The sequence below is a fragment of the Leptothrix toolikensis (SeqCode) genome (assembly GCF_057922285.1).
The window spans coordinates 54,320-80,965 of record NZ_JBYSVC010000002.1 but is presented as its reverse complement, the minus strand read 5'-3'; the positions used below and the strand labels follow the sequence as shown (position 1 = coordinate 80,965).

The 26,646-nt window shown below is 61.4% G+C and carries 27 protein-coding genes; 9 read left to right on the top strand and 18 right to left on the bottom strand.

Annotation, left to right across the window (positions count from 1 at the left end; all coding sequences use genetic code 11):
- Positions 1 to 15 precede the first annotated feature (15 nt).
- Positions 16 to 939, bottom strand: a complete 924-nt coding sequence (locus AC3VI7_RS00805; protein ID WP_369420721.1) for a 5'-nucleotidase — start codon at positions 937 to 939, stop codon at positions 16 to 18.
- A gap of 36 nt (positions 940 to 975) precedes the next feature.
- Between AC3VI7_RS00805 and AC3VI7_RS00800 the strand changes: the two genes are divergently transcribed.
- Together AC3VI7_RS00800 and AC3VI7_RS00795 are read left to right on the top strand one after the other, a co-directional pair.
- A complete protein-coding gene (locus AC3VI7_RS00800; protein WP_489668191.1) occupies positions 976 to 1,233 on the top strand; it encodes a hypothetical protein in 258 nt (85 codons plus the stop codon).
- The gene (locus AC3VI7_RS00795; protein WP_489671363.1) at positions 1,214 to 1,888 is read left to right on the top strand and encodes a TPM domain-containing protein; all 675 of its coding nucleotides are present in this window, start codon (positions 1,214 to 1,216) and stop codon (positions 1,886 to 1,888) included. The genes AC3VI7_RS00800 and AC3VI7_RS00795 overlap by 20 nt, the downstream gene beginning before the upstream one ends.
- Positions 1,889 to 1,896: 8 nt before the next feature.
- Here the strand turns inward: AC3VI7_RS00795 and AC3VI7_RS00790 are convergent, their stop codons facing one another.
- The 12 genes from AC3VI7_RS00790 to gspG form a co-directional block, all read right to left on the bottom strand.
- Positions 1,897 to 2,895 (bottom strand): AAA family ATPase, encoded by a 999-nt coding sequence (locus AC3VI7_RS00790; protein WP_489668189.1) that lies wholly within the window; start codon positions 2,893 to 2,895, stop codon positions 1,897 to 1,899.
- Between the two features lie 106 nt (positions 2,896 to 3,001).
- Entirely contained in the window at positions 3,002 to 4,219 is a 1,218-nt protein-coding gene (gene gspF, locus AC3VI7_RS00785; RefSeq protein WP_489668188.1) for a type II secretion system inner membrane protein GspF, read from the bottom strand.
- Between the two features lie 25 nt (positions 4,220 to 4,244).
- Positions 4,245 to 5,663 carry a type II secretion system ATPase GspE gene (gene gspE, locus AC3VI7_RS00780; RefSeq protein ID WP_489668214.1) on the bottom strand — a complete coding sequence of 473 codons (1,419 nt, stop codon included), beginning with the start codon at positions 5,661 to 5,663 and terminating at the stop codon, positions 4,245 to 4,247.
- Between the two features lie 27 nt (positions 5,664 to 5,690).
- Positions 5,691 to 7,841, bottom strand: a complete 2,151-nt coding sequence (gspD, locus tag AC3VI7_RS00775) for a type II secretion system secretin GspD (protein WP_489668187.1) — start codon at positions 7,839 to 7,841, stop codon at positions 5,691 to 5,693.
- Positions 7,842 to 7,856: 15 nt separating this feature from the next.
- Positions 7,857 to 8,732, bottom strand: coding sequence for a type II secretion system protein N (gspN, locus tag AC3VI7_RS00770; protein ID WP_489668186.1), 876 nt, complete (start codon positions 8,730 to 8,732; stop codon positions 7,857 to 7,859).
- Positions 8,729 to 9,277, bottom strand: a complete 549-nt coding sequence (locus AC3VI7_RS00765; RefSeq protein WP_489668185.1) for a type II secretion system protein M — start codon at positions 9,275 to 9,277, stop codon at positions 8,729 to 8,731. The genes gspN and AC3VI7_RS00765 overlap by 4 nt, the downstream gene beginning before the upstream one ends.
- Positions 9,274 to 10,518 carry a type II secretion system protein GspL gene (gene gspL / locus AC3VI7_RS00760; protein ID WP_489668184.1) on the bottom strand — a complete coding sequence of 415 codons (1,245 nt, stop codon included), beginning with the start codon at positions 10,516 to 10,518 and terminating at the stop codon, positions 9,274 to 9,276. Before gspL ends, AC3VI7_RS00765 begins: the two co-directional genes overlap by 4 nt.
- Positions 10,519 to 10,588: 70 nt before the next feature.
- Complete coding sequence (gene gspK / locus AC3VI7_RS00755; protein ID WP_489668183.1) at positions 10,589 to 11,554, bottom strand: type II secretion system minor pseudopilin GspK; 966 nt, start codon at positions 11,552 to 11,554, stop codon at positions 10,589 to 10,591.
- The gene (locus AC3VI7_RS00750) at positions 11,551 to 12,204 is read right to left on the bottom strand and encodes a PulJ/GspJ family protein (protein ID WP_489668182.1); all 654 of its coding nucleotides are present in this window, start codon (positions 12,202 to 12,204) and stop codon (positions 11,551 to 11,553) included. Before AC3VI7_RS00750 ends, gspK begins: the two co-directional genes overlap by 4 nt.
- Complete coding sequence (gene gspI / locus AC3VI7_RS00745; protein WP_489668181.1) at positions 12,201 to 12,563, bottom strand: type II secretion system minor pseudopilin GspI; 363 nt, start codon at positions 12,561 to 12,563, stop codon at positions 12,201 to 12,203. The genes AC3VI7_RS00750 and gspI overlap by 4 nt, the downstream gene beginning before the upstream one ends.
- 6 nt (positions 12,564 to 12,569) lie before the next feature.
- Complete coding sequence (locus AC3VI7_RS00740) at positions 12,570 to 13,046, bottom strand: pilus assembly FimT family protein (RefSeq protein ID WP_489668213.1); 477 nt, start codon at positions 13,044 to 13,046, stop codon at positions 12,570 to 12,572.
- Positions 13,043 to 13,483, bottom strand: coding sequence for a type II secretion system major pseudopilin GspG (gspG, locus tag AC3VI7_RS00735; protein WP_489668180.1), 441 nt, complete (start codon positions 13,481 to 13,483; stop codon positions 13,043 to 13,045). The genes AC3VI7_RS00740 and gspG overlap by 4 nt, the downstream gene beginning before the upstream one ends.
- A 46-nt stretch (positions 13,484 to 13,529) precedes the next feature.
- Here gspG and AC3VI7_RS00730 point away from each other — a divergent pair, with 46 nt between their 5' ends.
- The gene (locus AC3VI7_RS00730) at positions 13,530 to 14,180 is read left to right on the top strand and encodes a hypothetical protein (protein ID WP_489668179.1); all 651 of its coding nucleotides are present in this window, start codon (positions 13,530 to 13,532) and stop codon (positions 14,178 to 14,180) included.
- A 10-nt stretch (positions 14,181 to 14,190) separates the two neighbouring features.
- On the opposite strand, the gene AC3VI7_RS00725 is transcribed toward AC3VI7_RS00730, so the two are convergent.
- Both AC3VI7_RS00725 and ilvA read right to left on the bottom strand, forming a co-directional pair.
- On the bottom strand, positions 14,191 to 15,210 hold the full coding sequence (locus AC3VI7_RS00725; protein WP_489668178.1) for a nicotinate-nucleotide--dimethylbenzimidazole phosphoribosyltransferase: 1,020 nt from the start codon (positions 15,208 to 15,210) through the stop codon (positions 14,191 to 14,193).
- A gap of 75 nt (positions 15,211 to 15,285) precedes the next feature.
- Positions 15,286 to 16,839, bottom strand: coding sequence for a threonine ammonia-lyase, biosynthetic (gene ilvA / locus AC3VI7_RS00720; RefSeq protein WP_489668177.1), 1,554 nt, complete (start codon positions 16,837 to 16,839; stop codon positions 15,286 to 15,288).
- A gap of 242 nt (positions 16,840 to 17,081) precedes the next feature.
- Here ilvA and AC3VI7_RS00715 point away from each other — a divergent pair, with 242 nt between their 5' ends.
- Positions 17,082 to 17,504, top strand: coding sequence for an OsmC family protein (locus AC3VI7_RS00715; protein WP_489668176.1), 423 nt, complete (start codon positions 17,082 to 17,084; stop codon positions 17,502 to 17,504).
- 7 nt (positions 17,505 to 17,511) lie between these two features.
- On the opposite strand, the gene coq7 is transcribed toward AC3VI7_RS00715, so the two are convergent.
- Positions 17,512 to 18,186: a 2-polyprenyl-3-methyl-6-methoxy-1,4-benzoquinone monooxygenase gene (coq7, locus tag AC3VI7_RS00710; RefSeq protein ID WP_489668175.1), complete on the bottom strand. Its 675-nt coding sequence runs from the start codon at positions 18,184 to 18,186 to the stop codon at positions 17,512 to 17,514.
- Between the two features lie 258 nt (positions 18,187 to 18,444).
- On the opposite strand from coq7, the gene AC3VI7_RS00705 reads away from it, so the two are divergent.
- A complete protein-coding gene (locus AC3VI7_RS00705; protein WP_489668174.1) occupies positions 18,445 to 19,557 on the top strand; it encodes a porin in 1,113 nt (370 codons plus the stop codon).
- A gap of 151 nt (positions 19,558 to 19,708) precedes the next feature.
- Entirely contained in the window at positions 19,709 to 20,344 is a 636-nt protein-coding gene (locus tag AC3VI7_RS00700; RefSeq protein ID WP_489668173.1) for a DUF3047 domain-containing protein, read from the top strand.
- Between the two features lie 49 nt (positions 20,345 to 20,393).
- Here the strand turns inward: AC3VI7_RS00700 and lysA are convergent, their stop codons facing one another.
- Positions 20,394 to 21,674: a diaminopimelate decarboxylase gene (lysA, locus tag AC3VI7_RS00695; RefSeq protein ID WP_489668172.1), complete on the bottom strand. Its 1,281-nt coding sequence runs from the start codon at positions 21,672 to 21,674 to the stop codon at positions 20,394 to 20,396.
- A gap of 222 nt (positions 21,675 to 21,896) precedes the next feature.
- Between lysA and cyaY the strand changes: the two genes are divergently transcribed.
- On the top strand, positions 21,897 to 22,250 hold the full coding sequence (gene cyaY / locus AC3VI7_RS00690) for an iron donor protein CyaY (RefSeq protein ID WP_489668171.1): 354 nt from the start codon (positions 21,897 to 21,899) through the stop codon (positions 22,248 to 22,250).
- Here cyaY and AC3VI7_RS00685 read toward each other — a convergent pair.
- Positions 22,237 to 24,609: a penicillin-binding protein 1A gene (locus AC3VI7_RS00685; protein ID WP_489668170.1), complete on the bottom strand. Its 2,373-nt coding sequence runs from the start codon at positions 24,607 to 24,609 to the stop codon at positions 22,237 to 22,239. The genes cyaY and AC3VI7_RS00685 overlap by 14 nt on opposite strands.
- Before the next feature lie 288 nt (positions 24,610 to 24,897).
- On the opposite strand from AC3VI7_RS00685, the gene AC3VI7_RS00680 reads away from it, so the two are divergent.
- Complete coding sequence (locus AC3VI7_RS00680) at positions 24,898 to 25,977, top strand: pilus assembly protein PilM (RefSeq protein WP_489668169.1); 1,080 nt, start codon at positions 24,898 to 24,900, stop codon at positions 25,975 to 25,977.
- On the top strand, positions 25,974 to 26,615 hold the full coding sequence (locus AC3VI7_RS00675) for a PilN domain-containing protein (RefSeq protein ID WP_489668168.1): 642 nt from the start codon (positions 25,974 to 25,976) through the stop codon (positions 26,613 to 26,615). Before AC3VI7_RS00680 ends, AC3VI7_RS00675 begins: the two co-directional genes overlap by 4 nt.
- Positions 26,616 to 26,646 lie beyond the last annotated feature (31 nt).

Genomic DNA, 26,646 nt, shown 5'->3' with positions numbered 1-26,646 from the left:
TTCTGAGTGCAGAAATTACCGATGCCCCCCCGCCACATTCCTCACCCCCGCCACCACATGCCCTGAGGGCACGTGGGCGGCGGCGTGTTCGACGTGGCCGGTTTGGTCGTCGAAGAAGAAGTCGGGTTCGAATTCACGCAGGAAATCGCCCTTGGGCAGGCCGCCGAGGAACATGGCTTCATCGACGTCGATGTGCCAGTCCATCAGGGTGCGGATGGCGCGTTCGTGGGCTGGGGCGCTGCGGGCGGTGACCAAGGCGGTGCGCACGCGCATCGCTTTGGGGCTGGCGCTGCCTTCGTGTTGCAGGCGGTGCAGGGCTTCGAGCAGCGGCTTGAAGGGGCCGGCCGGCAGGGGCTGGCGGCTTTGGGCGGCTTCGTGGCGCTGAAAGGCTTGCAGGCCGTCGCTTTGGTAGATGCGCTCGGCTTCGTCGGAGAACAGCACGGCGTCACCGTCAAAGGCAATGCGCACTTCATGCGGGTGCGCGGCGCTGGCGTGGGCCGATTGGGGATAAACCTTGGCGGCCGGAATGCCCGCTGCCAAGGCTTGACGCACGTCGTCTTCGTTGGCCGAGAGAAACAGGTGCGCATTGAGCGGCTTGAGGTAGCGCCACGGGTTGGTGCCCCGGGTGAACACGCCGCGCTCGATGTTCAAGCCGTAGTGCTGCGCCGAGCGAAACACCCGCATCCCTGAGACCGGATCGTTGCGCGACAGGATCACCACCTCGACCTGCGCCCGCTCGTCGCCCTGATTGAACGCCAGCAGCTTGCGCACCAGCGACAGCGCCACCCCCGGCGCCGCAGGCTGATCCAGCCGGGCCAGCTGAAGCTGGCGGTAGGCGGTGTCGTCGGTGGCCTCAAACAGGCGGTTTTCCTCTTCAAAGTCGAAGAGTGCGCGCGAGGAAATGGCGACGATTAGACGTCCGTCAAGGTTTGCAGCCATGGCCGGATCATAGTGATCCAAGGTCAGCAAAAGGGGATGGATGTGAAGCGATATCTGACAAACTGGTTTGGGGCTCTTGGCGTTCTTGGGTTGCTGTTTTGGGCCGGTGTGGTGTGGGCTGCCCAAGTGCAGATGCAGATGCAGATGCCGATGCCGGTGCTGACGGGTTCGGTGACCGATGTGGCGGGCGTGTTGTCGGCCCAGCAGCGCCAAACCTTGGAAGAGCGTTTGGCCCAGTTGGCGGCCTCCGGGGCGGGATGTGCGGGTGGTGGTGGTGGCGGGCATTCAGCCTGAAAGCATCGAGGCCTACACCCAACGGCTGGTGCAACAAGCCCACGCGGGCGATGCGGTGCTGATCGTGGTGGCGGTTGAAGACCGCAAGATGCGTATCGAAGTGCCGCGCGCCCTCAGCTCAGTGATCTCAGACGCCGCCGCGCAAAGCGTGATCGATCAGCAACTGAAACCTGCTTTCCGCGACAACCGTTTTGCCGATGGTTTGCAGGCAGCGGTGGGGCGGATCGGGGAGATGCTGCGTACGGTTCCTGCGGCTGACGGGCTTGATCACCACATCAATCCGCTCACACTGTTCTGGGGTGTGCTGGGCCTGTTTGTGGGGACCATCGTGCTGTCCGTCGTGATGGCTAGCCTCGGAAGCATGACGGTGCCGCTCATCTTGATGAGCCTTGTAGGCGGGTGTGTGATGCTCTCGCTGGCAGACCTTGTGTTGAGCTTGGGGGCTGCGGTCTTCACCGGAGGTGTCGCTTTCGCGGTGGTTTCTGCCATCGACGGTGCCGATTGGATGGATGTTTTTCTTCCTGCTGATGCGCCCGCCTCGGGGCCTCCATCGTTGAGCAACAGTCTCAGCTCGTCGGGTGACAGCAGTTTTAACAGCAGCTCCAGCAGCAGTTCGGACAGTGGCGGCGGAGGCGGGGCTTCGGGGGATTGGTGAGTGGCGGCTCAGTGCACAAACCCGATCGTGTTGCGCTTGGGGGCGTTGTTGCCGGGCAAGTCAGCGGCTTCAAGGTGATCGCGACCGGCGAGTTTGGCGTTGCCGAAGGCGCAGAGCCAGGCGCGGCGCATTTCTCGGGGTACCAGCTCGGCCATGCGCTCAAGGACGGCGGGGCGCGGTTCGGGCTCGAAGCGTTCGCCCCAGTGGTGGGCTGAGCGGATCGATTGGTAGAGCCGCAAGGCGATGGCTTGGGCGGCGGCGTGGTCGGGGTTGGAGACCTCGAAGACGTTCATGCGGTTGAGGATCGGCTCGGGGATGTTGCGTTCGTCGTTGGCGGTGGCCACCCAGATGACTTGGCTGGCGTCGATGGCGACTTCAGCAAATTCGTCGATGAAGTGGTGCGCGGTGTCGTGCTCCAGCAAGCTGTAGAGCGCGCCCAGCGGGTCGTAGGCGTGTTCGCTGCTGGCTTTGTCGATCTCATCGACCACCATCACGGGGTTGGCGTACTGGCCGTCCACCAAGGTTTCGAAAACCTTGCCAGCGCGCGCGCCTTTCCATTGGCTCGACGCCCCTGACAGCACCCAGCCGGCGGTGAGTGAGCTCATCGACACAAAGCCCATGCCGGTGCCGAGCAAATTGGCGATCTCGCGGGCGAAGTGGGTTTTGCCCACGCCGGGCGGGCCCAGCAGCAGGATCGGGGTGATTTCGAGCGCATCAAGGCTGTCTTCGCACAGGGCGAGCTGGCGACGCACGTCGTCGAGCACGTTGTGGAAATTGGGCAGCTCCTCATAGAGATGCGCCATGGCGGGCAGGCCGGAGGGCTTGACTTGGAAGCGGTCCGGGCCTTTTTCGAGCATGCGCTCATAGGTGCTGCGCAGACTTTCGTGATCACGCTGCGGCAGCTTGCCGAGACGCTTTTCAACCTCGCCGAGTTGATAGACCGGGCGCATCTTGGCCACCGGAATGGCTTGGGACGGGGTGCGGGAGGGAACCAGATCGGTGCTCATGCCTGCTCCTGAAAGTCGGTACCTCAAGCATGCATGATCCGTGCCGGTTTTGCAGGATGCCGCAGAACACGTTCTGCGGACGATGTCACTGAACCGCCCCTCAGTGTCACTTCACCCACGTGTTGATCTGGATGATCGGCAGCAGCACCGCCAGCACGATCACCATCACCACCGCGCCCATGACGACGATCAGCAAGGGCTCCAACAGCGTGGCCAGTTGCATGGCACGACGTTGGACCTCGGCCGAGAGCTGCGCGGCGGCGCGGTCGAGCATGCGTGGCAGGTCGCCGGTTTGTTCGCCCAAGCGGGCAAACATCGACAGCAGTCCGGGGAAACGCTTCTTGGCCGCCAGCGCTGCGCCCAGCGGCGCACCTTCGCGCACCCGGGCCAAGGCATCGATGGCGTCGCTGCGCATGGCGCGGTTCGAGAGCGTTTCGGCGGCGGCTTGCAAGGCTTTGAGGATCGGCACCCCAGAGCCTGCCAGCATGGCCAGCGTGCCGGCAAAGCGCGCCGCGTTATAGCCGCGCGCCAGCCGACCCACCAACGGCAGGGTGAGCCAAAACGCGTCCAGACGCTCGCGGGTGACTTCGTTGCGTCGCGCCAAAACCAGCATGCCGAAGCCGCCGCCCAAGCCCAACGCCAGCAGCCAGCCCCAGTGGCGGATAAAGCCGCTGATGGCCAGCATCGCTACGGTCAAAAAAGGCAGGCTGCGCTTGCCGCCGGCAAAAACTTGGGCCACTTGCGGCACCACGTAGGTGACCAAGAAGATCACGATCACCACCGCCACCAGCGAGACGATGGCCGGATAGAGCGCGGCACCGATCAGTTTGGCCTTGAGCGCTTGGCGCTCTTCCAAGTCGTCGGCCAGGCGTTCGAGCACTTTGCCAAGCTGGCCGCTTTGCTCCCCCGCAGCCACCACGGCGCGGTAGACCTCGTCGAACTCGCTCGGCGCGTTGGCCAAAGCGCTGCCAAAGGAAGAACCAGCGTTGACGTCGGCTTTGAGCTGCGCCATCAGCTCGCGCAGGCTGGTGGCTTCGGCATCTTCGCTCAGGGCGGTGAGGGCGCGCTCCAGCGGCAGACCGGCGCTAACCAGACCGGCGATCTGGCGGGTCCAGATCGCCAAGGTGGTGGCCGAGAAGACCCGTTTGGAGCCGAAGTTGCGGCTGGCGGCGCTGACTTCGCTGGATGCCACCGGCTGCACGTCCAGCGGCACCAGTTGCCGCGCGCGCAATTGAGCCCGCACCGCCTTGGCGTTGTCGGCTTCGAGCAAGCCAGAGCTGGTCTTGCCCTCGGCGTCCAGCGCTTCAAATCGGTAGGCGGGCATGGTGCGTGTCGGTGGGGGATGCCAATCAATCGCGCGTCACGCGCAGCAACTCTTCTTGCGAGGTTTGGCCACTGCGCACCAAGCGCTCGCCGTCTTCACGCAAGCTGTGCATGCCCCCCGCGCGGGCGGCGGCCAAGAGCTGCGACTCGGGCGCGCGACCGTGGATCAGTGCGCGCAGCGATTCTTCGCAAACCATCAACTCATAAATGCCGCTGCGGCCCCGGTAGCCGCTTTGACCGCACTTGTCGCAGCCGACAGCGCGCCAGCGGCCGGTCGGGGCGTCTTGCACCTTGCAGTGGGTGCAGAGCTGGCGCACCAAGCGCTGGGCCAGCACGCCCAGCAAGCTGGAGCTGAGCAAGAAGGGCTCGATGCCCATGTCGGTGAGACGGGTTACGGCGCTGATGGCGTCGTTGGTGTGCAGTGTCGCCAGCACCAAGTGGCCGGTGAGGGAGGCCTGCACGGCGATCTGGGCGGTCTCGAAATCGCGGATTTCGCCGATCATGATCACGTCTGGGTCTTGGCGCAGGATGGCGCGTAGGGCCCGGGCAAAGGTGAGGTCGATCTTGGCGTTGATCTGCGTTTGGCCGATGCCGGCCAACTCGTATTCGACCGGGTCTTCAACGGTCAGCACGTTGGTGGTGCTGGTGTCGAGTCGCTCTAAGGCGGCGTAGAGCGTGGTGGTTTTGCCCGAGCCGGTCGGGCCTGTGACCAGCACGATGCCGTGCGGCTGATGGACCATGCGGTGAAAGCGCGCTAGGGTCTCCCCCGCCATCCCCAAGCCTTCAAGCGAGAACTTGGCGTCGCCCTTGTCGAGCAAACGCAGCACCGCGCGCTCACCATGCACAGAAGGCAAGGTCGAGACGCGCACGTCGATGGCGCGTGCGCCGATGCGCAAGCTGATGCGGCCATCTTGCGGCAGGCGTTTTTCAGAAATATCGAGCTCGGCCATGATCTTTAGGCGCGAGATCAGGGCGGCGTGCAAGGCGCGATTGGGTTGAACGATCTCGCGCAAGGTGCCATCGACACGAAAGCGCACCGAAGAATTGCGCTCGTACGGTTCGATGTGGATGTCGCTGGCCCCGTCCTTGGCCGCATGGGTCAGCAAGGCGTTGAGCATGCGGATGATGGGTGCGTCGTTGGCGCTCTCCAGCAAGTCTTCCACGGCGGGCAAGTCTTGCATCATCTGCGAGAAATCGACCGCGTTTTCGACCTCATCGACCACCGCAGCGGCGCTTGACTCCCCCCCGGCGTAGGCCTGAGCGATGCGTCGGCCGATGCTTTCGATGGGCTCGCGTTCCAGCGCATCGACCACAAAGTGGCGCAGCACCTCGCCCAAAGCGTCTTTGGAAACTTCCGGGTCGCCGTAGAGCACCAAGCGGTGGCCGTCGTCCTCGATCAAAAGGTTATGCGCCTTGGCAAAGGCGTAGGGCAGGGGGTGACGCAGCACAGCCATGATCAGTCTGGCCCTCGCTCAGAACGGTGCGTCGGTGGGTGAGACTTCGGCGGCTCGGTCTTTGGCGCGCTGGATGCGGGTGGCGCGTTTCAGCGGCGGCAACACCGGCGAGTCTTGAATCGGTGTCAAAGACGAGGCACGCGGTTGCTGATCAAGCTGCTGGGCGCGGATTTTTTCGTAGCGATCCAGCGTCAGCCGGTCGGCCGCGTCTTGGGTACGCATGACCACTGGGCGCAGGAAGACCAACAGATTGGTTTTGACGCGCTTGCGGTTTTCACTGCGGAACAAATACCCAATCAGCGGAATGCTGGCCAAGAAGGGCACTTTGTCTTCGCCGTCGGTGTACTCGTCCTTGAGCAAGCCCCCTAGCACCATGATCTGACCGTCATCGACCACCACGGTGGTTTCGATTGAGCTCTTGTCGGTGATCGGGCCGGAGGAGCCGGACGTCACGGAGGTGTTGTTGACCGAGGAGTTCTCTTGGTAGATCGCCATGCGCACTGTGCCGCCTTCGCCGATCTGCGGCTTGACGCGCAGGGTCAGGCCGACGTCCTTGCGCTCAATGGTCTGGAACGGATTGGCCGAGCCATTGCTGGTGCCGGTGTTGGTGAAGCTGCCGGTGACGAAGGGCACGTTTTGGCCGATGACGATCTTGGCTTCTTCGTTGTCGAGCGTGACCAGATTGGGCGTGGACAGGATGTTGCTGTCGGTGTTGTTTTGCAGAAAGCGCGCCAGTCCACCCAAGGTGTAGATGCCGTTGATGTTGCGCAGCAAACCGACGTTAAAACCCGTGCCCAAGGTGACGGTGGCCGATCCGGTGGCAGCTGCCGTTGACAGGCTCACGATGTTCGGGCTGCCACCGTTGTTGAAATTGGTGCCCATGTAAGCGCCAGTCTTATCACCGTTGCTGCCGATCAGGTTCTGCCACTGAAAACCGAATTCCGCTGCTTGCTGGGCGTCCATCTTGACGATCATCGACTCAACGTAGACCTGCGCACGCCGGGCATCGAGCTGTTCGATCACCGCGCGCAGCTGGCGATAGACCGGCTCAGGGGCGGTGATGATGAGTGCGTTGGTGGCTGGATCGGCTTGGATGAAGCCGCCGGTCGAGGGACTGGCCGAGGCCGAGACCGGACTGGTGGCTTGGGTCGAGGCCCCGCCCGGTGCGCCGGGCATGGGCAGGTTGGTCCCGCCGACCCCCCCTGAGGTACCGCTGCTGCCGCCTGCACCGTAAGCCGCTCGCAGCACGGTGGCGAGCTTGGTGGCATCGGCATTCTTGAGATGCACCACATAGATGTTGCCGCCGATGCCGCTGCCCGCCGCAGGCCGGTCGAGGCGTTCGATGGTGCTGCGCATCATGGCCATGCGGGTCGGATTCGGGGCGCGAACCAGCAAGGTGTTGGTGCGTGAGTCGGCGCTGATCGTCACGCCACTGCCGCTGCCGCCCCCACCGGGTTGACCGATGGCAGCCGCTGCACCGCCCGCATCGGCAAAGCGTTGCACCACCGGGGCCAGATCAGCTGCCACGGCGTGCTTGAGCGAGATGACCTCGACCTCGGTGCCGCCGGGCACATCGGTGGCGGCGATGATCGTGGCGATGCGCTTGAGGTTGTCAGCGTAGTCGGTGATCACCAAGCTGTTGTTGCCCGGGTTGGCGTTGATGGTGTTGTTCGGGCTGATCAGCGGGCGCAGCACGGCCACCAAGTTGTTGGCGTTCTCGTGCTGAAGCCGAAAAATCTGCGTGAGGATCTGATCCCCGGAGCGCGTCACCGCCCCGACCGAAACCGTGCCGGTTTGCACCTTGGCATCGGCCTCTGGCACCACCTTGAGCAGGCCCGCGACATCGATCACCGTGTTGCCCAACCCCCGCAGGGCGGCCATGTAATTGAGAAAGGCCTCGCGCGGGGTGAGCGGCTGCTCGCTGTAGAGCGTGATCGTGCCCTTGATACGTGGATCGACCACGATGGGGCGGCCCAGGATGGTGGACATGGCCCTTGAGACCGCGTCGATTTCGGCGTTGACGAAGTTCAGCGTCACAGGTTCACGGGCGGCCGTGATGGCTTTGGGTGCAGCAAGGGTCGCCATGGGGCCGAGTGCCAAGGAGCTACTGAGCACGCTGAGCAGCACACGCTGGCAGGTCAAGGGGGAAGGGGTCAAGCGCAGGATCATGGGCGGGATCATGAATCATCCGATCGTGAGCAGGGTACGCGTGCCTTCGCGTCGCCCGATGATGTTGAGCAAATTGGCCAAGGCGGGCGCGTCTTCGTCGGTCGCGGTGGCCTCACCACGTAGGCGCAGACCGCTGGTGCTCCAGCTGCCCGAGCCGGACAAACGCAGCGGTGAGCCCTCGGCACTACTGAGATGGATCTGGGCCGTGCCAGCGCCGGCGGCGTCGCCTTGCAATTTGATTTGGTAGGTGCCCAGACGCGGCAAGGTGGCCAAGCGGGAGGACAAATCACGCAGCTCCAAGGTCAAGGTGCCTTGAAATGCCAGCCGACCTTGGGCCCATTCGAAGGCTAAATCGTGGCTATCGAGGCGCACCGCACCGCCCATTTGCAAGGTGTTCCACGGTGTGCCTAAGCCCGCCAACCAAGCTGCCGGCCAGTGGCCGATGCCCTCCGTGGGGTGATGCACTTCGACGCGCATCCGGCCTAAACCGGGGAGCAAGTCGATCTGGACGGGGTTATGCAGATGCTGTTCATGGTTCAAACTCAGACGCCAAGACACCGCGCTCAAAGGCGCAAGCGTCCAGTTCAGGCGACCGGGCAAAAGGCGTGCATCGCGACTGCCGGGGCCGCCCGTTAAAACCAACAAGGCGCTACCGGCCCAGAGCGTGCCTTGGGCTTCAGCCAGTTGTAGGCGTCCTTGGGTCGCAGACTGCACGGCGCTGGCCAGCCACGTGGCTGGGGCGAAAAGACCTAGGCCGATCACCAGGCCCATCCACGCGCCGACCCATGCCCAGCGCTTGATGCTGCGGTGCGCTGGACGCGCTGGAGCGCCTTCAGGACGCCGACGTCGTGCGGCTTTGGGGATCAAAGGAGCGATGCGCAGTTTGATCATGAGGGGGATCTGACCACACTGAGTGTGAAGGTGCCGCTGTAGGTGATGTTGCCGGGCACTGTGCTGCGTTGCAGCTGCGCTTCCAGCACCCGAGCGCGTGCGGCACCGCGAATCTCGCCGAGCCAAGCTTGAAAGGCCGCTGGCGTGACTTCGCTGAACGTCACGGTGGCCCGATCCCCCGCCGGCGTGACGCGGGTGGTCGGCCCGAGGCGCGCACTGGCGGCCATCAGGGCGGTTTCGGCTTCGCTGGCGGAGACCGCAGGCAGGGCGCGCAGCTCATGGGCTTCGGCCGCCAGCCGTTGCATTTGCTGAACTTGATCGTCGAGTTCTTGGAGTTGCACCGGCGCAGCCTTGATGGTTTTAAGAGCCGGCTGCAACCCGACACTCCAGAGCAAGTAGCCGCTGAGGCTCAAGACGGCCAAGATAAGACCCCATTTTTCACGCGAGGACGCTGCGTCCCAGCGCGTGATGCCTTGATGGAGCAGGGGCGCAACCAAGGGCGAAAACACGCTGCCCAAGTGGGCCGGGAGGACGCGCCGGCTCATCGTGCGGCTCCTGTGCCGTGGCGCAGTGTGACTTGGCCTGAGGCGGCGCTTTCAACCTGCCAACCGGCCGAGCGCAGGGTGTCGCGCAAATGATCCACTTGGGCTGGAGCAAGCGTTGGCGCATCCAGTTGCAGTTGGCGGCCGTCGTAACGCAAAGCTTGCACGGCGCTTTGTTCGGGCCAAGCACTGGCTGCGACGCTCAGGAGGGTTTCCAGATCGGTGTCGCCGTTTTTGCCGGCGGTGGCGCGCAAGGCTTCGTTTTCACGCCGCATTTGCACGGGAGCATCCAAGATGGCTCGAACTTGGGGATGGGCTTGTTGCAGCACGCTGATGATCTTTTGACGTTGCGCGGCCACCTGATCCTGGAGCATCCAGGCCCAAGCGTTCAGGCCGACAAGGTTGACGAGGGCCAGACCGATCAGCCCTTGGCGGGTGGCCCGCCAGGCTGGCGAGCGAAACTCACGCCCCACATCGCGCAACCAAGCGGCCGTGCGGTGACGTGGGGCCATGTCAAATTGACGCAAATTCCAGCGCGATTCAGCGATCTTGAGCAAGCGCTCAGCCGCCGAGACGATGTGTACCGGCTGGCCCAGCCAGCGCTCAGCCGCAGCCGCCATGGCTGGGTTGGCGCTGAACAGCGAGTTGGCCGGCAGGCGATCAGGCAGCAAGGCGCGTGATAAACCCCCTTTGAGCGGCCAACTGGCGACGCCATCGCTGTGTGCCCAAGTGAGCAGCACAGCGTCGCTGGGGCTGTCGTAGTCTTGGCCGAAATGGCCGCGCGGGATTTCTCCCGGCCACATCGGTGGGCCGACCCGGTCCACCACACAGCCAGCTCGCTCCAAATGGTCAATCTGATCCGCCAACCAGCCCCGATTCGTCACGGCCACCCAAGCGGACTCCCCCGCCCGAGCGCCAGGTTCTAGGGCGAAATGCACGGCATCCGGCTCGTCCATCAACTGCTCTTCGAGCATGCCGGCCAAGGCAGCGCGCAGTCGGGCTGCGGGTGCTTTGGGGCAGGTGATGCGATGCCAGCTTAGGTCGGTTTCGGCCAGCACGGCCACGGTGCTGGTGGCTTTGGGCAGCAGGGCCGCAACACACTGGCCCTGATCCACCAAGATGCCGTTGCTTGAGTAGACGTAGCCGTAGACCGCTGTGTTGTTGGGCGTTGGCACAGCCGCACCGACCGGCATGGTGGGGTGCAGGCGCAGGCGTGCGGGCAGTTGAACAACAAGCAAACTCATGCGGTAACGACGGTGAGGGCCAGCCAGAAGATGATGGGGATTGTAGGGGTGCGGTTACACCGCCAGCGCATCAAAAAGGTGGCGCAGTGGGGGCCAGCATCAAGACCCCCGGGCCCACGCGCTCGACCGAGAGAATACGCACTTCCAGCCCCACCCGTTCGACCAAAGAACGCTGGCTGACGATCAGTTCATCCAAGCGTAAGGAGCCGACGATCTCGAAGTAGTTGCTACGGACATCCAAGCCTTGCAAGTTGCTCGGCAAGGGCCGCCCCAAAATCGTGACCAAGGCATCCAGCGTCTTGAGGGGGGTGCGTTGGCGCACCTGCACCAAGCGTTGGGCACTGGCCAAGTCCAAGTCGGGGATAGCGGCAGCGATGACTTCTTTGCTGGCGGTATTGAGATTGACGGGTGTGCGTCGGGGCAACAGCGCCAAATGCGGTGCCAGCTTAGCCACCGCTAGCCGGTCGATCTTCAACCAGCCGAGTTGTTCGACCCTAGCCGGCACCAAGGGCACAGGACCACCGGGAGTCTGTGGTTGGGCCAGCAAAGCCGCAGCCACCGCCTCAACCAACTGTGTACCCGTTTGGGCGGATACGCCGACAAATTCACATAGACGCAACAAGCTGGCTTGCTCCTCGGCCACGATCTTGCCGTTGAGCACCAAGTTGCGCAGGTTGTAGCGCGCTTGGGCGTCACTGATGGCCCCCGAGAGGAAGGCATCTGGGCCGGCGTCTTCGGTGGTATTGCGCTCAGCGGCCAGAAAAGTCGAGAGGCGCGCTTCGGCCAAGGGCATGGCCCAAGGCTCACCGAGGTGATCGGCCCCCCCGGCGCGGGCATCTTCGCGCAGGATCAAGCGCGCCCAGTCCAAGGCACCATTCAGGATCCATTGCGCTTGGGTTTGGGTGCGCTCGGCGGCTTCGACTTGGATGGCGCGCCATTGTTGCCAGATCATGGCTGAGGCCACGGTGGTCACCAGCGTGACGATCACCATGGCGGTCAGCAGGGCCGCACCGCGTTGCTTGGAGGCGTTCGTCATGGATGAATCAGTCGAGTATCGCGGGTGATGCTGCCGCTGCGACCGCTGATGGGACTGAGATTCAAGATCAGGCGCACGCCGTCGGGCAAGGCTTGACGACCGCCGGCCACAGCCGCTGACTTGGCCGCGCTGCCATCGCCGACGTCGGCCTCGCCGGTCGATTGGGCGTTACTCCAAGCGTTGCTGATGCTGTAGAAATATTGCAGCTGCCACGATGCGATGCCCGGGAGGGCGTGGAGCGTGCCCGGCTCGTCGCCGCGTAATTGCTGGCTACGAAACCAATGCTCTTGAAGCATGTCGGCCTGGGTGGCAGGCGGGGCGCTCCAGCGTAAGAGCTCACCGCCTTGGACACTCCAGACCACCACTTGGACACCTTCAGGTTGGCGGCGGATCAGCCGCAAGTGCGCCCCATCGAACGACAAGTTGGGCACCGTGGGGTTGTCATCAATCTCCCGCAAATCAATCTCCCACTGCGCCAGCACCGATTGCAAGCGCAGCAGATGGTCGAGCCGCTTCTGGGCGGTGTCGCGTGTTCGCATCACCATATCGACACCCTGCCAAGACATCGCCGCCATCAGCGCCATGATGAACAAGGAGATCAGGACTTCGATCAGGGTAAAGCCGCTGCGGCTGCGGTGGTGGGCGTTCATCGCATTCTCGGTAGCACTGTGGACAGCGTCAGCACAGGCTGATCCAGATCGTCATGCACCTGCGCATCGATGCGTCTGAAATTGGGGTTGGGCGTGGGGCGTACGACCAGATGCACGCGATAGGTGTGATCGGCTTGGATGCAGCTCACATCGCTGTCACCCACCGGCGGAAACTGCCCGGTGATACGTAGCCCCGTGAGCTGATTGTCGGCACACCACTGCGCAGCCAGCACATCAGCGAGACGTTCGGTGTTGCGCGCCAAGGCGCTGGCGGCTTTGAGGCCGGCGGTCAGACCGATGGCCACGATGGTCAGGGCCACCATCACCTCGATGAGCGTCATGCCACGCTGCTTGTGCATGCTGGACTACTTCGCCGCTGAAGCGGCCGGGTCAGGAGTGTCATGGCTGATCAGGAACGGGCCCAAGCCGTCGGTGCGCAAGATGATGCGGTGGTGTTCATCGGCCAAGATCACCGCTTGCGCCGGAATCACTGGCTCCGGGCCGAGGATGACGCTTTCCCGTCGATCATCGAGCCAGATCTGCACGTGGGCGCGGGTTTCATCCTCCAGCCAACGCTCAGGCAGTTTGGCGATCTCGGGCAAGCCGGTGAATTCAAAGTCGGCCCCCGGTTTGGCGCTGCGCGGCTGCCAGCGCACCACCGTGCCAAAGCCCCGGGCCTGAGCCCGTGCTGATTCAAACAAAGAGGCCAACCGCAAGGCTTCGCGCTCAAGCCGGGTATCGCCGCTGTCGCGCAGTGCCAAGGAGGCCACCGCGCTGGCCACGCCGATCAGCATCACCACGATCATCAGCTCTAGGAGCGTGAAGCCCCGGATGGGTTTCACTGCCAAGAGCCAATATCAGCATTCTTGCCCTCGCCGCCCGCTTGACCGTCACCGCCATAGCTGAAGATGTCGATCTCACCTTTGATGCCCGGATAAACGTACAAGTACGGCCGGCCCCACGGGTCGTTGGGCATCTTTTCGAGATAAGGCTTCCAGTTGTTCGGGATCGGGCCCGCAGCGGGTTTGAGCACCAAGGCTTGCAGGCCTTGCTCGGCGGTGGGATAGCGTTGGTTATCCAGCTTGTAGAGCTTCAGCGCTTGCATCAGGTTGGCAATGTCGGTGCGTGCGGCGGTGACGCGGGCATCGTCGGCCCGGTCCAGCACGCTGGGCACGACCAAGGCCGCCAAGACGCCGATGATGACCAGCACCACCATCAACTCGATCAGGGTGAAACCGCGTTGAACGGCCCGGAGGGCGGAGGGACAGGAAAAAAGCATCGGGTGACACCGTGAATAGGAGAGGGGGATCCATGATAATCGTCCCATGGTGGCTCGAATCACAGCATGGATGGTTTGGACGCTCCTAGCGACGAGTGCCGTCGCTTGGGGGCTGAAGCTCTTTGTTCGTCCAGAACCCGTTCCCGCTCATGCACGCATGGTGACGATGGAACAAACCTTAAAAGGCGATCCGCTGCGGCTGTTCGCTTCGGTGTCGGCTGCCTCTTCGCCTTCGGCCTCAGCCAGTGCAGGTGGCAGTGCCATGGTGGGCCGCTTCCGTTTGGTGGGCATGGCTGCGGCTTCATCGCCCACTTCGGATCGTCAAGGGGTCGCTCTGCTGTCGATTGATGGCAAGCCGGCACGGGCTTTTGAGGTGGGTGACGTGGTCGATGCCGACTGGGTGTTGCAGTCCGTCAGCGCCCGACAAGTCCGACTCGGACCCGTGGGGCAGGCAGCGGTCACGGTGCTTGATTTGCCAGCGTTGCCCCCACCCGCCACGGGCACGCTCACGGCTGCGGCTCATCGTGCGGCTGATTGGCTCAAAGTACCTGCTGCGCCGTCGCCGTCGCCGTCTGCGCTGCCCACACCTGCGGCTTTTGCACCACAGGCACCACAAACGCCGCCGCCGCCCGCTGCGGCGAACACACCTGCGCCGTTGGGTCGGCCCATCGCTGCTGCTGCGGCCCCCGTTCGCTGAACATCGAACATCACGTGTCTTGCACGTCGCTGAGCAGTGCGGCGGCGGCTTCCAGCAACGGTAGCGTTAACGGCAATTGCGTGCCATCAATGCCGTCCAGACCGACGCTTGGCAGGGCTTGCGCCCCCACCTTGCTGATGATGGCCGCCAGCTCGGGTTGCAGGCTGTGCGGCGTATCGCTGCCGGCCACGAAACAGTAGTCGCCCAAGGAGCCCGTTAAACGGTGCCCGATCAGCATGGCGGCACAGGCGTTCAGCCCTTCCACCATCACGGTGTGACGCCGCTTGGCGGCAGCCATCATGGCACCGACCATCACGGCGGTTTCAAAGCCGCCAAAAGCTGCCAAAACATCGATCGGATCTTCGATGGGGCCGTGACGGTTTTGATTCTTCTGAATCATCAGAAGTTTTTTCAAAGGGGCGTCAGCTTGGATCAAGTCCGCCAGCGCCAAGCCACTCAACTGCGAAATCACCAAGGCGGCGACCACCTGTGAGCCGGTCCCCAAGCCCACGCAGGCAAGCACGTTGCCGGGTAGCGATTCGACAATATCTTGGCCGGCCCGGATAGCGGCCTGCACTTGGGCCACCGTCATGGCCGCAGCAACGCGGCAGTTGCGGGTGCCGTGAGCGATCTTGCGGGCTAGCACGCCGGGCTGTGCCGGCAGATCGGTGGCCAGACCGCAATCGACCACCCGGGTGGTCATGCCGCGTTGGTGCGCCAGCACCGCCAAAGGCAGCTTGGAGGCCAAGATGTCGTTGATCAGGCCGATGCTGTCTTGGAGGTGACTGTGTGTCACCACATCCACGGCCAAGCCGTGATCACCGCCGAAGATCACCAGTTGAGCTTGCCGCAAGCGCGGCCGAGGCTGGTTCTGGATCAGGGCCAAACGCAAGGCCAGATTTTCCAGCGGGGCCAAGGGCCCCGGGGTGCCGTGAACCAAGCGCCGCTGACCCAAGCGGTAGCGGATCGATTCTTCCAGCGCGGCCCCCGAGATCGGCACCACCTGCTGCGTATCCATCGTGTGTGTCATGGCGTCCGATTGTGGCGAGCTCGTCGGACGTCAACAAGCTTCACCCAAGGGGTGTCCAACACAGTAAAGACCGAATCAGCGCAGAAATAAGCGGTAAACGGGGTTATCTGTTTCCTCGACGCACGGGTAAGCCAAGGTGGCGAGGAAGTCGGTGAAGGCCGAGTCATCCGTACCCGGCACCTGCACACCGATCAGGATGCGACCGTAATCGGCCCCTTGATTGCGGTAGTGGAACAAGCTGATGTTCCAGCTGGGATGCATGCTCGACAGAAAACGCATCAATGCGCCCGGGCGCTCCGGGAAGACGAAGCGGAACAAGCGCTCGTTTTGCGCCAACTCCGAGCGGCCGCCGACCATGTGGCGCAAGTGTGAGCTGGCCAGCTCGTCGCGGGTCAAGTCCACTGTGGCAAAACCCTGGGTACGGAAATGCTCTGCGATCTGTTCCGACTCACCCCGAGCGCTCAAAGTCAGGCCGACAAAGATGTGGGCTTGCTGAGCGTGGCTGATGCGGTAATTGAACTCGGTGACGCTGCGTGGGCCGATCAGCTCGCAAAAACGTTTGAACGAGCCGCGCTCTTCGGGAATCGTCACCGCAAACAAGGCTTCGCGTCGTTCGCCCACTTCGGCGCGCTCGGCCACAAAGCGCAGCCGATCAAAGTTCATGTTGGCACCGCAAGTGATGGCGATCAGGGTCTGATCCTTGCAGCCGGTGCGCTCAACGTACTGTTTGATGGCTGCCACGCCCAAGGCCCCAGCGGGCTCAAGGATGGCGCGCGTGTCTTGGAACACATCCTTCATGGCCGCGCACACCGCATCGGTATCGACCCGGATGAAATCGTCCACCAAGGTGCGCGTCAGGCGAAAGGTTTCCTCACCGACATACTTGACAGCGGTGCCGTCCGAAAAGAGACCGACATCGTTGAGTCGCACACGCTCACCCGCTTCGACCGAGCGGATCATGGCGTCGGAGTCGGTGGTCTGTACGCCGATGACCTTGATCTCGGGACGCACTGCCTTGAGGTAGGCCGCGATGCCAGAAATCAAGCCGCCGCCGCCGATGGCCACAAAGATGGCGTCGATGGGGCCTTGGTGTTGACGCAGGATCTCCATGCCGATGGTGCCTTGACCGGCGATGACATCCGGGTCATCGAAGGGATGCACAAAGGTCATCTGTTCCTGTGTGGCCAAGGTCAGCGCGTAGTCATAAGCGTCGGAGTAGCTCTCACCGCTCAAGACCACTTCACCACCTCGGGCGCGCACGGCGTCGATTTTGAGTTGTGGCGTGGTGGTCGGCATGACGATCACCGCCCGGCAACCCAAGCGCTGACCGCCCAGCGCCACGCCTTGGGCATGGTTGCCGGCGGAGGCACAGATCACGCCGCGCGCCAATTCCTCGGGGCTGAGTCGGGCCATCTTGTTGTAGGCCCCGCGCAGCTTGAAGCTGAAGACGGGTTGGGTGTCTTCGCGCTTGAGCAGCACCCGATTACCGAGTCGTTTTGAAAGACTGGGAGCGGGTCGAAGCTCGGACTCAATGGCCACGTCGTAGACGCGTGCGGTGAGGATGCGTTGCAGGTAATCGCGCAGCATCAAGGTTCGGTCGTCGGGCGAAGGCGTGGGTGAGGAAGTCATGCCTCAATTATCACGGAGCCGAAAAAAAGCCCGGGACCAGAAGGTACCGGGCTGAATCCACCTTTTTGAGGAGGGTGGAGGAGACAAGGAGCAGAGCATGCCGATGGCAGCTCTATGCGATTGATTGTAGATGAGCTATTGCTGCACTGCAACGTAACTTGCATCTCCATGGCATCCCCGACTTGGGGGCTGAGACCGGCACAATGCGGGCCTCGATTTTCAAGCGATAAGGACACTTCTTCATGGAATGCACGATCAACTGGATGCCGGCTTCCGGCATGGCTTTCTCCGCTGAAACGGGCAGCGGTCATCTGCTGACCATGGATGGCGCCCCGGATGGTGGCGGGCGCAACTTGGCCCCTCGTCCGATGGAAACCCTGCTGGCTGGCGCTGGGGCGTGTACGGCTTATGACGTGGTGTTGATCTTGAAGCGCGGCCGCCACGCCGTGACGGGTTGCCAAGTCAAGGTTCAGGCCGAGCGGGCCGAGACCGAGCCCAAGGTCTTTACAAGCATCAACCTGCACTTTGTGGTGACCGGCCACAACTTGAGTGCCGGGCCGGTGGAGCGCGCCGTGCAGATGTCTTTCGACAAGTACTGCTCAGCCACGGCGATGCTGGCCAAGACGGCGTCGATCACCAGCAGTGTTGAGATCAAGGCTGCCTGACGGCAGCTCAGATGCGGTGGGCGGTGGTGGTCATGACTTTGGCCGCCGCCTTCATCAGCCAGCGCACGGGGGTCGGTAAGGGCACGCCGCCAGCGGCTTCAGCGGCCTTGGCATGGGCGATTTCATCGTCGCGCATCTGACGCACGATGGCGCGCGATGTGCCGTCGGGGGCGGGCAGGCGCTCTAGGTGGCTGTTGAGGTGTTGTTCGACTTGGTTTTCGGTTTCGATCACAAAGCCGAGGCTGGTGCGATCACCCAAGCGGCCCGCCATCAGGCCAATCGCCAAGGCACCGCCGTACCAGAGGGGATTGAGCAGCGAGGTTCGTCCGCCCAGAGCGTGGACGCGGTTTTCGGTCCAAGCCAGATGATCGGTTTCTTCTTGAGCCGCTTTGCGCAGGTGTTCGCGCAGTTTCTCGTCGCGGGTGCTGAAGGCTTGAGCGGTGTAAAGCGCCTGAGCGCAGATCTCGCCGACATGGTTGACGCGCATCAGCGCGGCCGACTCCTTACGCTGGGCGGGGCTCAGTGCTTCATCTGGCTGCACCGGCGCTGGCACTTCACGCTCAGCCTGCGGGCGAGCCCAAACGGTCCGCAGGCTTTGATCGACGAGTTCCAAGAAGCGGTCGGTGCTGGAGAGCTGCGGTTGACATGGATGGCTTGAGCGGGTGTTGAGGTGGGCTTGCATGATGTAAGAAGAAGGCAAGATTTTGGGTGGGAAAACCCGGGATTGCTTGTCATTGATTTGTCATGAAATCAATGCGTAGTCGCCACTTTGTTGCAAATCAACAACGATTTTGTGCGATTTTTCTCAATTGACTTTGCAATTTTGGGGCGCTCTGGTGGAATTGCGCCAGTTTCTTCAAGAGAAACCGGTTCAGTCAAGCCTGCCCATGTGGGTAAATAAAGCCTGCCTGAACCCTTGTTCAACCTAGGAGATCATTCCATGAAAAAGTCTTTGCTCGCTCTTGCTGCGCTGTCCGCTATCGCTGGAGCCGCCTCGGCCCAATCCTCTGTGACCATTTCGGGCGTGATCGACGTGGGTCTGGAAAAGACAACCGGCACCGCTTTGCAAATGGCAGCCAGCAAGATGGCGACCAGCAACCTCACCTTCAAGGGTGTGGAAGACTTGGGCGGCGGCCTGAAGGCGGGCTTCACCCTGTCGCATGAATTCCAAGCTGACAACGGTGACTCCGTGGCTCCGTCTGGCGGTACAGGTTGGGGTAACTTCGGTTCGTGGGTGGGCTTGAGCGGTGGGTTCGGTTCGGTGGATGTCGGTAATGTGTTTACCACCACCTTCAAGAGCCACCAAGCGCCTAACGGCACCAAGGGCGGCACCAACTCGAATGCCTACAAGGTTTTGGCGTTTGACGCTTGCGATCCGGGTACTGCTGGCGCAGCCGCTGGCACGATTGACGCAGCTAAAAACAACAGCTGTGCCCATGTGTTCTCGCGTAACACCGTTCAGTACAACAGCCCGAGCATCGGTGGTCTGTCGGCTTCGTTGGATGTGGTTTTCCCTGAAACACTGACGACTCCTACTGGCGCAGCTCCGGCGGCCAATACGATTGGTGAGGCTGCACAGCATGGTCATACGTTTGGCCTGAAGTATGTGGTGGGTCCGGTCGATGTGCGCACCGCAGTGGATCGTGGTGTGGGCAAGGACAAGGATTTGGTGCTCTTGAGCGCTTCGCTTGATCTCGGCGGCACCAAGTTGTTTGCTAACTTCGAAAACGGTCAAGTCCGTGCTGCTTTGTCGGCTGCTGCTGTGACTGCGGGTGTTACTACTACCAAGACCAGTGCTTACTTGGTCGGTGTGCGTACCTCGGTGGGCACTTCGGGTTCGGTTTGGGCGCATATCGGTACAGCGGCTGAAGCCGGCTATGTCGACCTTCTTGGCGGTGCAACCGTGCCGTCGAACGTGTCCATCTTGGGCTTGGGTTACCAGCACAAGCTGAGCGCTCGTACTTCGCTGTATGGCAACTACGGCACCTACAAGAACGGCAACAGCGCTGCTGACAAGACCGATGTCGGCTTCGGCGTGGCGCATTCGTTCTAAGTCCTGACGCGACAGTTTTTTGTCTTGTCGAAACCCTGCCGCTTGCGGCAGGGTTTTTTCATGGGTTTTTCAAATGATGTTTCGGCGTTTGGGATGGATATCCATCGCGTGCTTGTCGCTATTGGTGGGCTGTGCTCACCAGGCTTCATTCGTGCCTACTGCGACTTCAACAGGGGCGGAGCAGGCTTGGGTGCCTGTGACGTTGCCGGGTAAGCGGCCCACCAGCTATCGCTGGATGGATCAGAACGGCGTGCGCGTCATTGAAGCCAAAGCGGATAAGTCGGCCAGCATGTTGCGCCGTCCTGTGAAAATGGATCCCTGTGATCAAGCCAAGGTGCGCTTTTCTTGGCGTCTCGATCAAGCCAACCCGTTGGCTGACGTGAGTCAGTCGGATTTAGAAGATGCCTCTGTGCGTGTCATCCTCGCCTTTGATGGTGACCATGCCAAGCTGTCGATGCGCAACCAAGCGCTGTTCGACATCGCTGAGCTGATGTCGGGCGAGCGTCCGCCTTATGCCACCTTGATGTATGTCTGGGATCACAAAGCAGCAGCGGACAGCGTGATCGTCAATCCACGTACTGATCGGGTGCGCGATTTGGTGGTGGAGAGTGGCACGGCCCGCTTGGGTCGCTGGCTCAGCTACGAGCGCGATGTGGCGGCCGATTACCGCCGAGTGTTTGGCGAAGAGCCCGGCCGGTTGATTGGCTTGGCGATCATGACCGACAGCGACAACACCGGCACGCAGGCCCAAGCCTTGTACCGGGATGTCGATTTGGTGATGCGCTGAGTGGTGCGCTAAGTGGTGTGCTGAGTGGTGTGCTGAGGACCGTTGGGTTTCAGTCCCAGCGCTTTTCGAGGCGATACAGCTCGGTGACTGATTCGCGTTCACGAACCAGGCGTGCTTGATCGCCTTCGACCATGACCTCAGCGGCGCGGCCTCGGGCGTTGTAGTTGCTGGCCATGCTCATGCCGTAAGCGCCAGCGGACAAGACCGCCAGACGATCTCCGGGGGCCACGGCCAAGTCGCGGTCTCGTCCCAGCCAGTCGCCTGATTCGCAGACCGGGCCCACAACGTCCCATGTCCGCGTGGGGATTTCATCCTCGGCGCGGCTCTTGCACGCCACGATGCCCATGGTGGCTTCGTACATGGCGGGGCGCATCAAGTCGTTCATGCCGGCATCGACGATGCAGAAGCTCTTTTGCTCACCGGGCTTGAGGAACAGTACTTCGGTGAGCAGCACACCAGCGTTGCCCACAAGTGAGCGCCCCGGCTCCAGCACGATCTCACGCTGGCTGTGGCCGCGCGCATCGATCCGCGCCAGCAAGGGCGCCAGCAGTTGCTCAGGCGTGGGCGGGGTTTCATCGGTGTAGGTGATACCCAAGCCACCACCCAAATCGAGATGATGGATCGAGAGGCCCTGCGCTTCGAGCGCTTCAACCAGATCCAAGACCCGGTCTAGGGCGTCTTGGTAGGGGGAGACCTCGGTGATCTGCGAGCCAATGTGGCAGTCGATACCCGTGATATGCAAGTTTTGCAGTTCAGCAGCCCGCTGATACGTGACCAGAGCTTCGCTGTGGGCGATGCCGAACTTGTTGCCCTTCAGGCCGGTGGAGATGTAGGGGTGCGTCTTCGGGTCCACGTCTGGGTTGACGCGCAAGCTGATGGGCGCACGCACGCCATGCGCGCGGGCGACGTCGTCCAGCACAGCCAACTCAGGAATGCTCTCAACGTTGAAGCAGCGCACCCCGGCTTCCAAGGCTTGGGCCATCTCGGTGCGGGTCTTGCCCACACCCGAAAAAACCACCTTGTCGGCTGAGCCGCCTGCTGCTAGCACACGGGCCAATTCGCCGCCTGAGACGATGTCGAAACCACAGCCGGCTTGGGCGAAGGTTTGCAACACCGCCAAGTTGGCATTGGCTTTCATGGCGTAGCAGATCAGGTGCTGACGCCCGACCAAGGCGCGTTGGTAGGCGGCCACAGCAGCTTGCATGGCACTGCGCGAGTAAACATACAAAGGCGTGCCAAAGCGGCTGGCCAGCTCGTTAAGTTCGATGGCTTCGAGGCGCAGGCCCCCTGCGGCATCGCGTTGGAGAAAGGGCGCACCGGGCAACATCAATGGACCTCCGTCGCGGCGGTGGGCGCAGAGCTGGCGTGTATCGCTGGAGCGACCATGCTGGGGGCCACCTTGACGCTAGCGGGCAGCATAAGCGGACCTTTTTGGCCGCAGCCTGCCAAGTTAGGGAGAAGCACAGTCAGGCATGCAAGCCCGCCAAGCACGGCCAGCCCTCGGCTGGATACACTGAATCGAATAGACATGGCTGAATTATCGAGGATGAACATGACGACAAATCTCAGTGACGCTGAATACCTAGCGTTATCGGCCAAGACGCTGGCGCATATCGAGGCCACCATCGACGCATGGCTGGAAGCCGATGTGATCGACATCGACACCCATCGCACCGGCGGGTTGCTGGAGCTGACTTTCCCGAATGGCAGCAAGATCATCCTGAACACGCAGCCGCCCTTGCATGAGCTTTGGATGGCGGCCAAGGCGGGTGGTTCGCATTACAAATACATCGAAGGCCAGTGGTGCGACACCCGTAGTGGGGCCGAATTTTTTACGGAGTTTTCCCAGCAGGCCAGCCGTCAGGCGGGCCTAGAGCTCTGTTGTGCCAAGGTCAATTGGCCTTGAAGAGATCCAGCAAGCCCTTGCGCTCTTCGGGGGGCGGGACGTCAGGAATACCGGGGCTGTCGGCCGCCTTGCTTTCTTCGGTCGAGGGGGTATGGCTGTTGTGGGTGAACTCCTCGAAGTACCACTCGTTGCCGATGTTGACGATGCCCTCGGGTGGTGCCGGCTCACGGATCGGCGTGCTGCGCAGCGCGTAGCCCATGTAGTCTATCCACACCGGCAAGGCCAGTCCGCCGCCGGTTTCCTTATCGCCCAACTTCTTGGGCGTGTCGTAGCCGATCCAGACCACTGCCGTCAAACTGGGGTTGTAGCCGGCGAACCACGCATCCATTGAGTCGTTGGTGGTGCCGGTTTTGCCGTACAGATCGGGTCGTTTGAGCATGGCTTGGGCTCGCGCCGCAGTGCCGCTGCGGGTGACTTCTTGCAAGAGACTGGTCATCAAGAAAGCGTTGCGTGGCTCAATAGCTCGCATGGAATCATCCAGCGTGCGCGGCTTGGTTTGCATGATCAGCTTGCCGGCTGCATCGGTGATGCGGGTGATCAGCGTGGGGTTGACCCGGTAGCCGCCATTGGCAAAGACGGAATACGCCACGGCCATTTGCATCGGTGTGACCGAACCTGCGCCCAACGCCATGGTCAAGTAGGCCGGATGTTTCTCTGGATCAAAGCCGAAATGACTGGCCCAACCCTGGGCGTACTTGGGGCCAATAGCGTTGAGAATCCGGATCGAAATCATGTTTTTCGACTTGGCCAACCCCTTGCGCAGAGGCATGGGCCCTTCAAACTTGCCATCGTAGTTTTTGGGCTCCCATGGTTGGCTGCCGGTGGCACCTGCGTCAAAAAACAACGGTGCATCGTTGACCACGGTCGAGGGGGTAAAGCCTTTTTCAAGCGCTGCCGAGTAGATGAAGGGCTTGAAGCTGGAGCCAGGTTGACGCCACGCTTGAAGCACATGGTTGAACTTGTTCTTGTTGTAGTCAAAGCCACCCACCAGCGCACGAATATCGCCTGTGTTTGGCTCCATGGACACGAAGCAGCCTTCGACTTCGGGTTGTTGGGTGATGGTCCAGTCCCCCTTGGGGCCTTTGAGCACCCGAACCACCGAACCGCGTCTAATCTGGATGTTGGGTGCGGCTTTGTCAGCCAAACCCGAGGCCACTGGCTTCAGACCATCGCCTGTGATGGTGACGGTTTCTCCATTTTGCAAAACCGCCATCACCTTGCGTGCGCTGGCTTCTAGAACCACGGCGGCTTGCAACTCGCCATTGTCAGGGTGGTCTTCCAAGGCCTCAGCAATCCGAGCGTCAAGCGCTTTGGGGTCGCGTGGTAGCTCGACATGGGCTTCTGGCCCTCTGAAATACTGCCGCCGTTCGTACTCAAGAATACTGCGACGTAGAGCGCGATAGGCGGTGGCTTGATCACCCGACAACACGGAGGTGTAAACGTTCAAACCTCGGGTGTAAGTCGCATTGCCGTATTGACTAAACACCAGCTGGCGCACGGTTTCGGCGACGTATTCCGCATGCACCGGGACTTCCTGAACCGTGCGGGTCTTTAATTCTTGGGCCTGAGCTGCTTCTCGTTGTGCGTTGGTGATGAAACCGTTTTCATACATGCGCTCAATGATGTGTCGCTGGCGTTGTTCGGCTCGCTTGGGGTTGGAGATGGGGTTGTAGGCCGATGGTGCTTTGGGGAGTCCAGCCAGCATGGCCGCTTCGGCGATGGTGATGTCTTTCAGTGGCTTACCAAAGTAGATCTCACTGGCGGCGGCGAAGCCATAGGCCCGTTGACCCAAGAAAATTTGGTTCATGTAGACCTCAAGGATTTTCTCCTTGCTCAACATGCTCTCGATCTTGAGTGACAGCAGAATCTCGTAGATCTTGCGTGTGAAGGTCTTTTCCGAGGAAAGATAGAAATTGCGCGCCACCTGCATCGTGATGGTCGAGGCACCTTGGCTGCGGGCTTCTCGCAGGTTTTCGAGGCCAGCGCGCAACACGCCGACATAGTCCACCCCGCCGTGTTGGTAAAAACGCGAGTCTTCAATCGCTAAGACGGCGTTTTGCATGACTTTGGGGATTTCGGCAATCGGCAAATAACTGCGTCTTTCCTCACCGAACTCACCCAACAGCACACCATCCGCTGAATAGATGCGCATCGGCAGCTTCGGGTGGTAGTCCACCAAGCTTTTGATTTCAGGCAGATTGGGGTAGGCGGCAGCTAGGGCGATACCGACGAGCAGGCCGATGGCCAAGGCACCGGCTGTGATCAGTCCCAAGACCAACAAGACCCCCCGCTTGACTCGCCGGGCCCATGGTTCTGGCCTGTGGGCGGTCGGTGAAGCGTGGGAATCAGTTGCGCGCATGAAGGAATGGGGCTGGCATCATTGGTTCAGGGGATTATAGGAAGCCCTCATCACAGGCAGACTGTGGTGGTGGGTTGTGCAACGGATGTGATAGGGTTGCGCCCCTAAATGAAGCGCGAGAATTCGGCTCTTGCGTGACCGTTTAGATCAGCCCCTGACGTATCCTCGTTGCAACATGTGAGGGAACGTCAGCGCCAGAAAGTCTTTGTGTCTGTTGGGCTTTGTTGCTAGGATTGAAATGAATTATTAACAGTCCGAAGCAGACAGTGCCTGCTGCAGGGGAACCCCGTGAGCATTCTTGATAGTCTGTTAGGCCGCCGGCACCCACCCCTGATCGGATTGGACGTCAGCACTTCAAGCGTTAAGTTGGTTGAACTGTCGATGTCACCCACTGGTGAGTACGCTGTGGAGCGCTTCGCCAGTGAGCCGCTCGGTAAAGGTTGGATCACCGACGGTCAGATCGAAAAATTTGATGAAGTGGCCGAGGCCGTGAGGCGAGTTGTCACCAAGAGCGGTACCAAGACCAAGTACGTGGCCATGGCCATGCCGCAGTCGGCCGTCATCACCAAGAAGATTGTCCTTCCTGGGGGACTGACGGAAGACGAGTTGGAGATTCAAGTCGAGTCAGAAGCCAATCAGTACATCCCGTTTTCGTTGGATGAGGTCTGCTTGGACTTTTGTGTCATTGGCCCCAGCTCCGAAGCTGTCGGTGATGTGGACGTCATGATCGCAGCGGCACGCAAAGATCGCGTTGAAGATCGACAAGGTCTGGCTGAATCATCCAGCCTCAAGCCGGTGGTTCTTGACATTGAGTCCAATGCATCGCGGATGGCGATGAGCCGCGTCATTGAAATTCTGCCCAACAGAGGGCAGGACTCTTTGGTGGCCTTGTTTGAAATTGGTACGGATACGACGGGCTTTAAAGTGCTCAGAAACGAAGAAATTCTGTACGACCGTGAGCAGGCCTTTGGTGGGTCGCAGCTGACACAGATGATTTCTCGGCAATACAGCTGGTCGTTCGAGGAAGCTGAGCAGAAAAAGATCACCGGGGATGTCGCTGAAGGCTACGACCAAGATGTGTTGCTCCCGTTCATGGAGATCATCGCGCAGGAGATTGGCCGAGCTCTTCAGTACTTTTATACCAGTACGCCGCATCACCGTGTCCACTACGTGATGCTAGCGGGTGGGACGGCTACCTTGCCTGGTCTGACCGATCAGGTGCGTGAGAGCACAGGTGTTGAATCGAAAATCGTCAATCCCTTCGAGGGCATGGCGGTGGGTAGTGCGGTGCGTGAAAGCAAGATGCGTCGTGAGGCCCCCTCGTATCTGACGGCTTGCGGATTGGCTTTGCGGAGATTCAAACAATGATTCTTATCAATCTACTGCCCCATCGGGAGGAGAAGCGCAAACGCCGCAAGCAGGTTTTCTTTATCGGGTTGGGTGTTGCTGCGCTGATCGGGGTGCTCATCGCCGCCGCTTGGATGATGGTTTTGGCTGAGTTGACTTCGCAGCAGCGTGGGCGCAATGAATTTTTGAGCGTCGAGATCAAAAAGCTCGAAGATCAGATTCATGACATCGCTTCCTTGAAGCTCGAAATTGAAAGTCTGAAAGCTCGCCAGAAAGTGGTGATCGACTTCCAGATTGACCGCAACATGCCGGTCCATTTGCTCAATGAGCTGGCTGTACAGATGCCGGAAGGCGTGTATCTCAATTCGTTGCGTCAAGATGGGCAAAAAATTGTGGTGACGGGAGTGGCACAGACCAATGAGCGGGTCTCTGAGCTCCTGCGCAATGTGGCCAACAACTCGCTTTGGCTGGAGCGGCCCGAGCTTGGGGAGACCAAGGCCTCGTTGATTACCACCTCGACACGTGAACAAAAACGCTTGTACGACTTTTCCATGAAATTCGATCTGAAGCGGCCGCTCGATAAACCCAAGTCAGCCATTCCATCGGCACCGGCATCTGCTGTGCCTGCTTCTGGCCCGGCCCCGGTTCGGCCCTCTTGATGATGGACGCTAGCGCCGATAAAAGGGACGA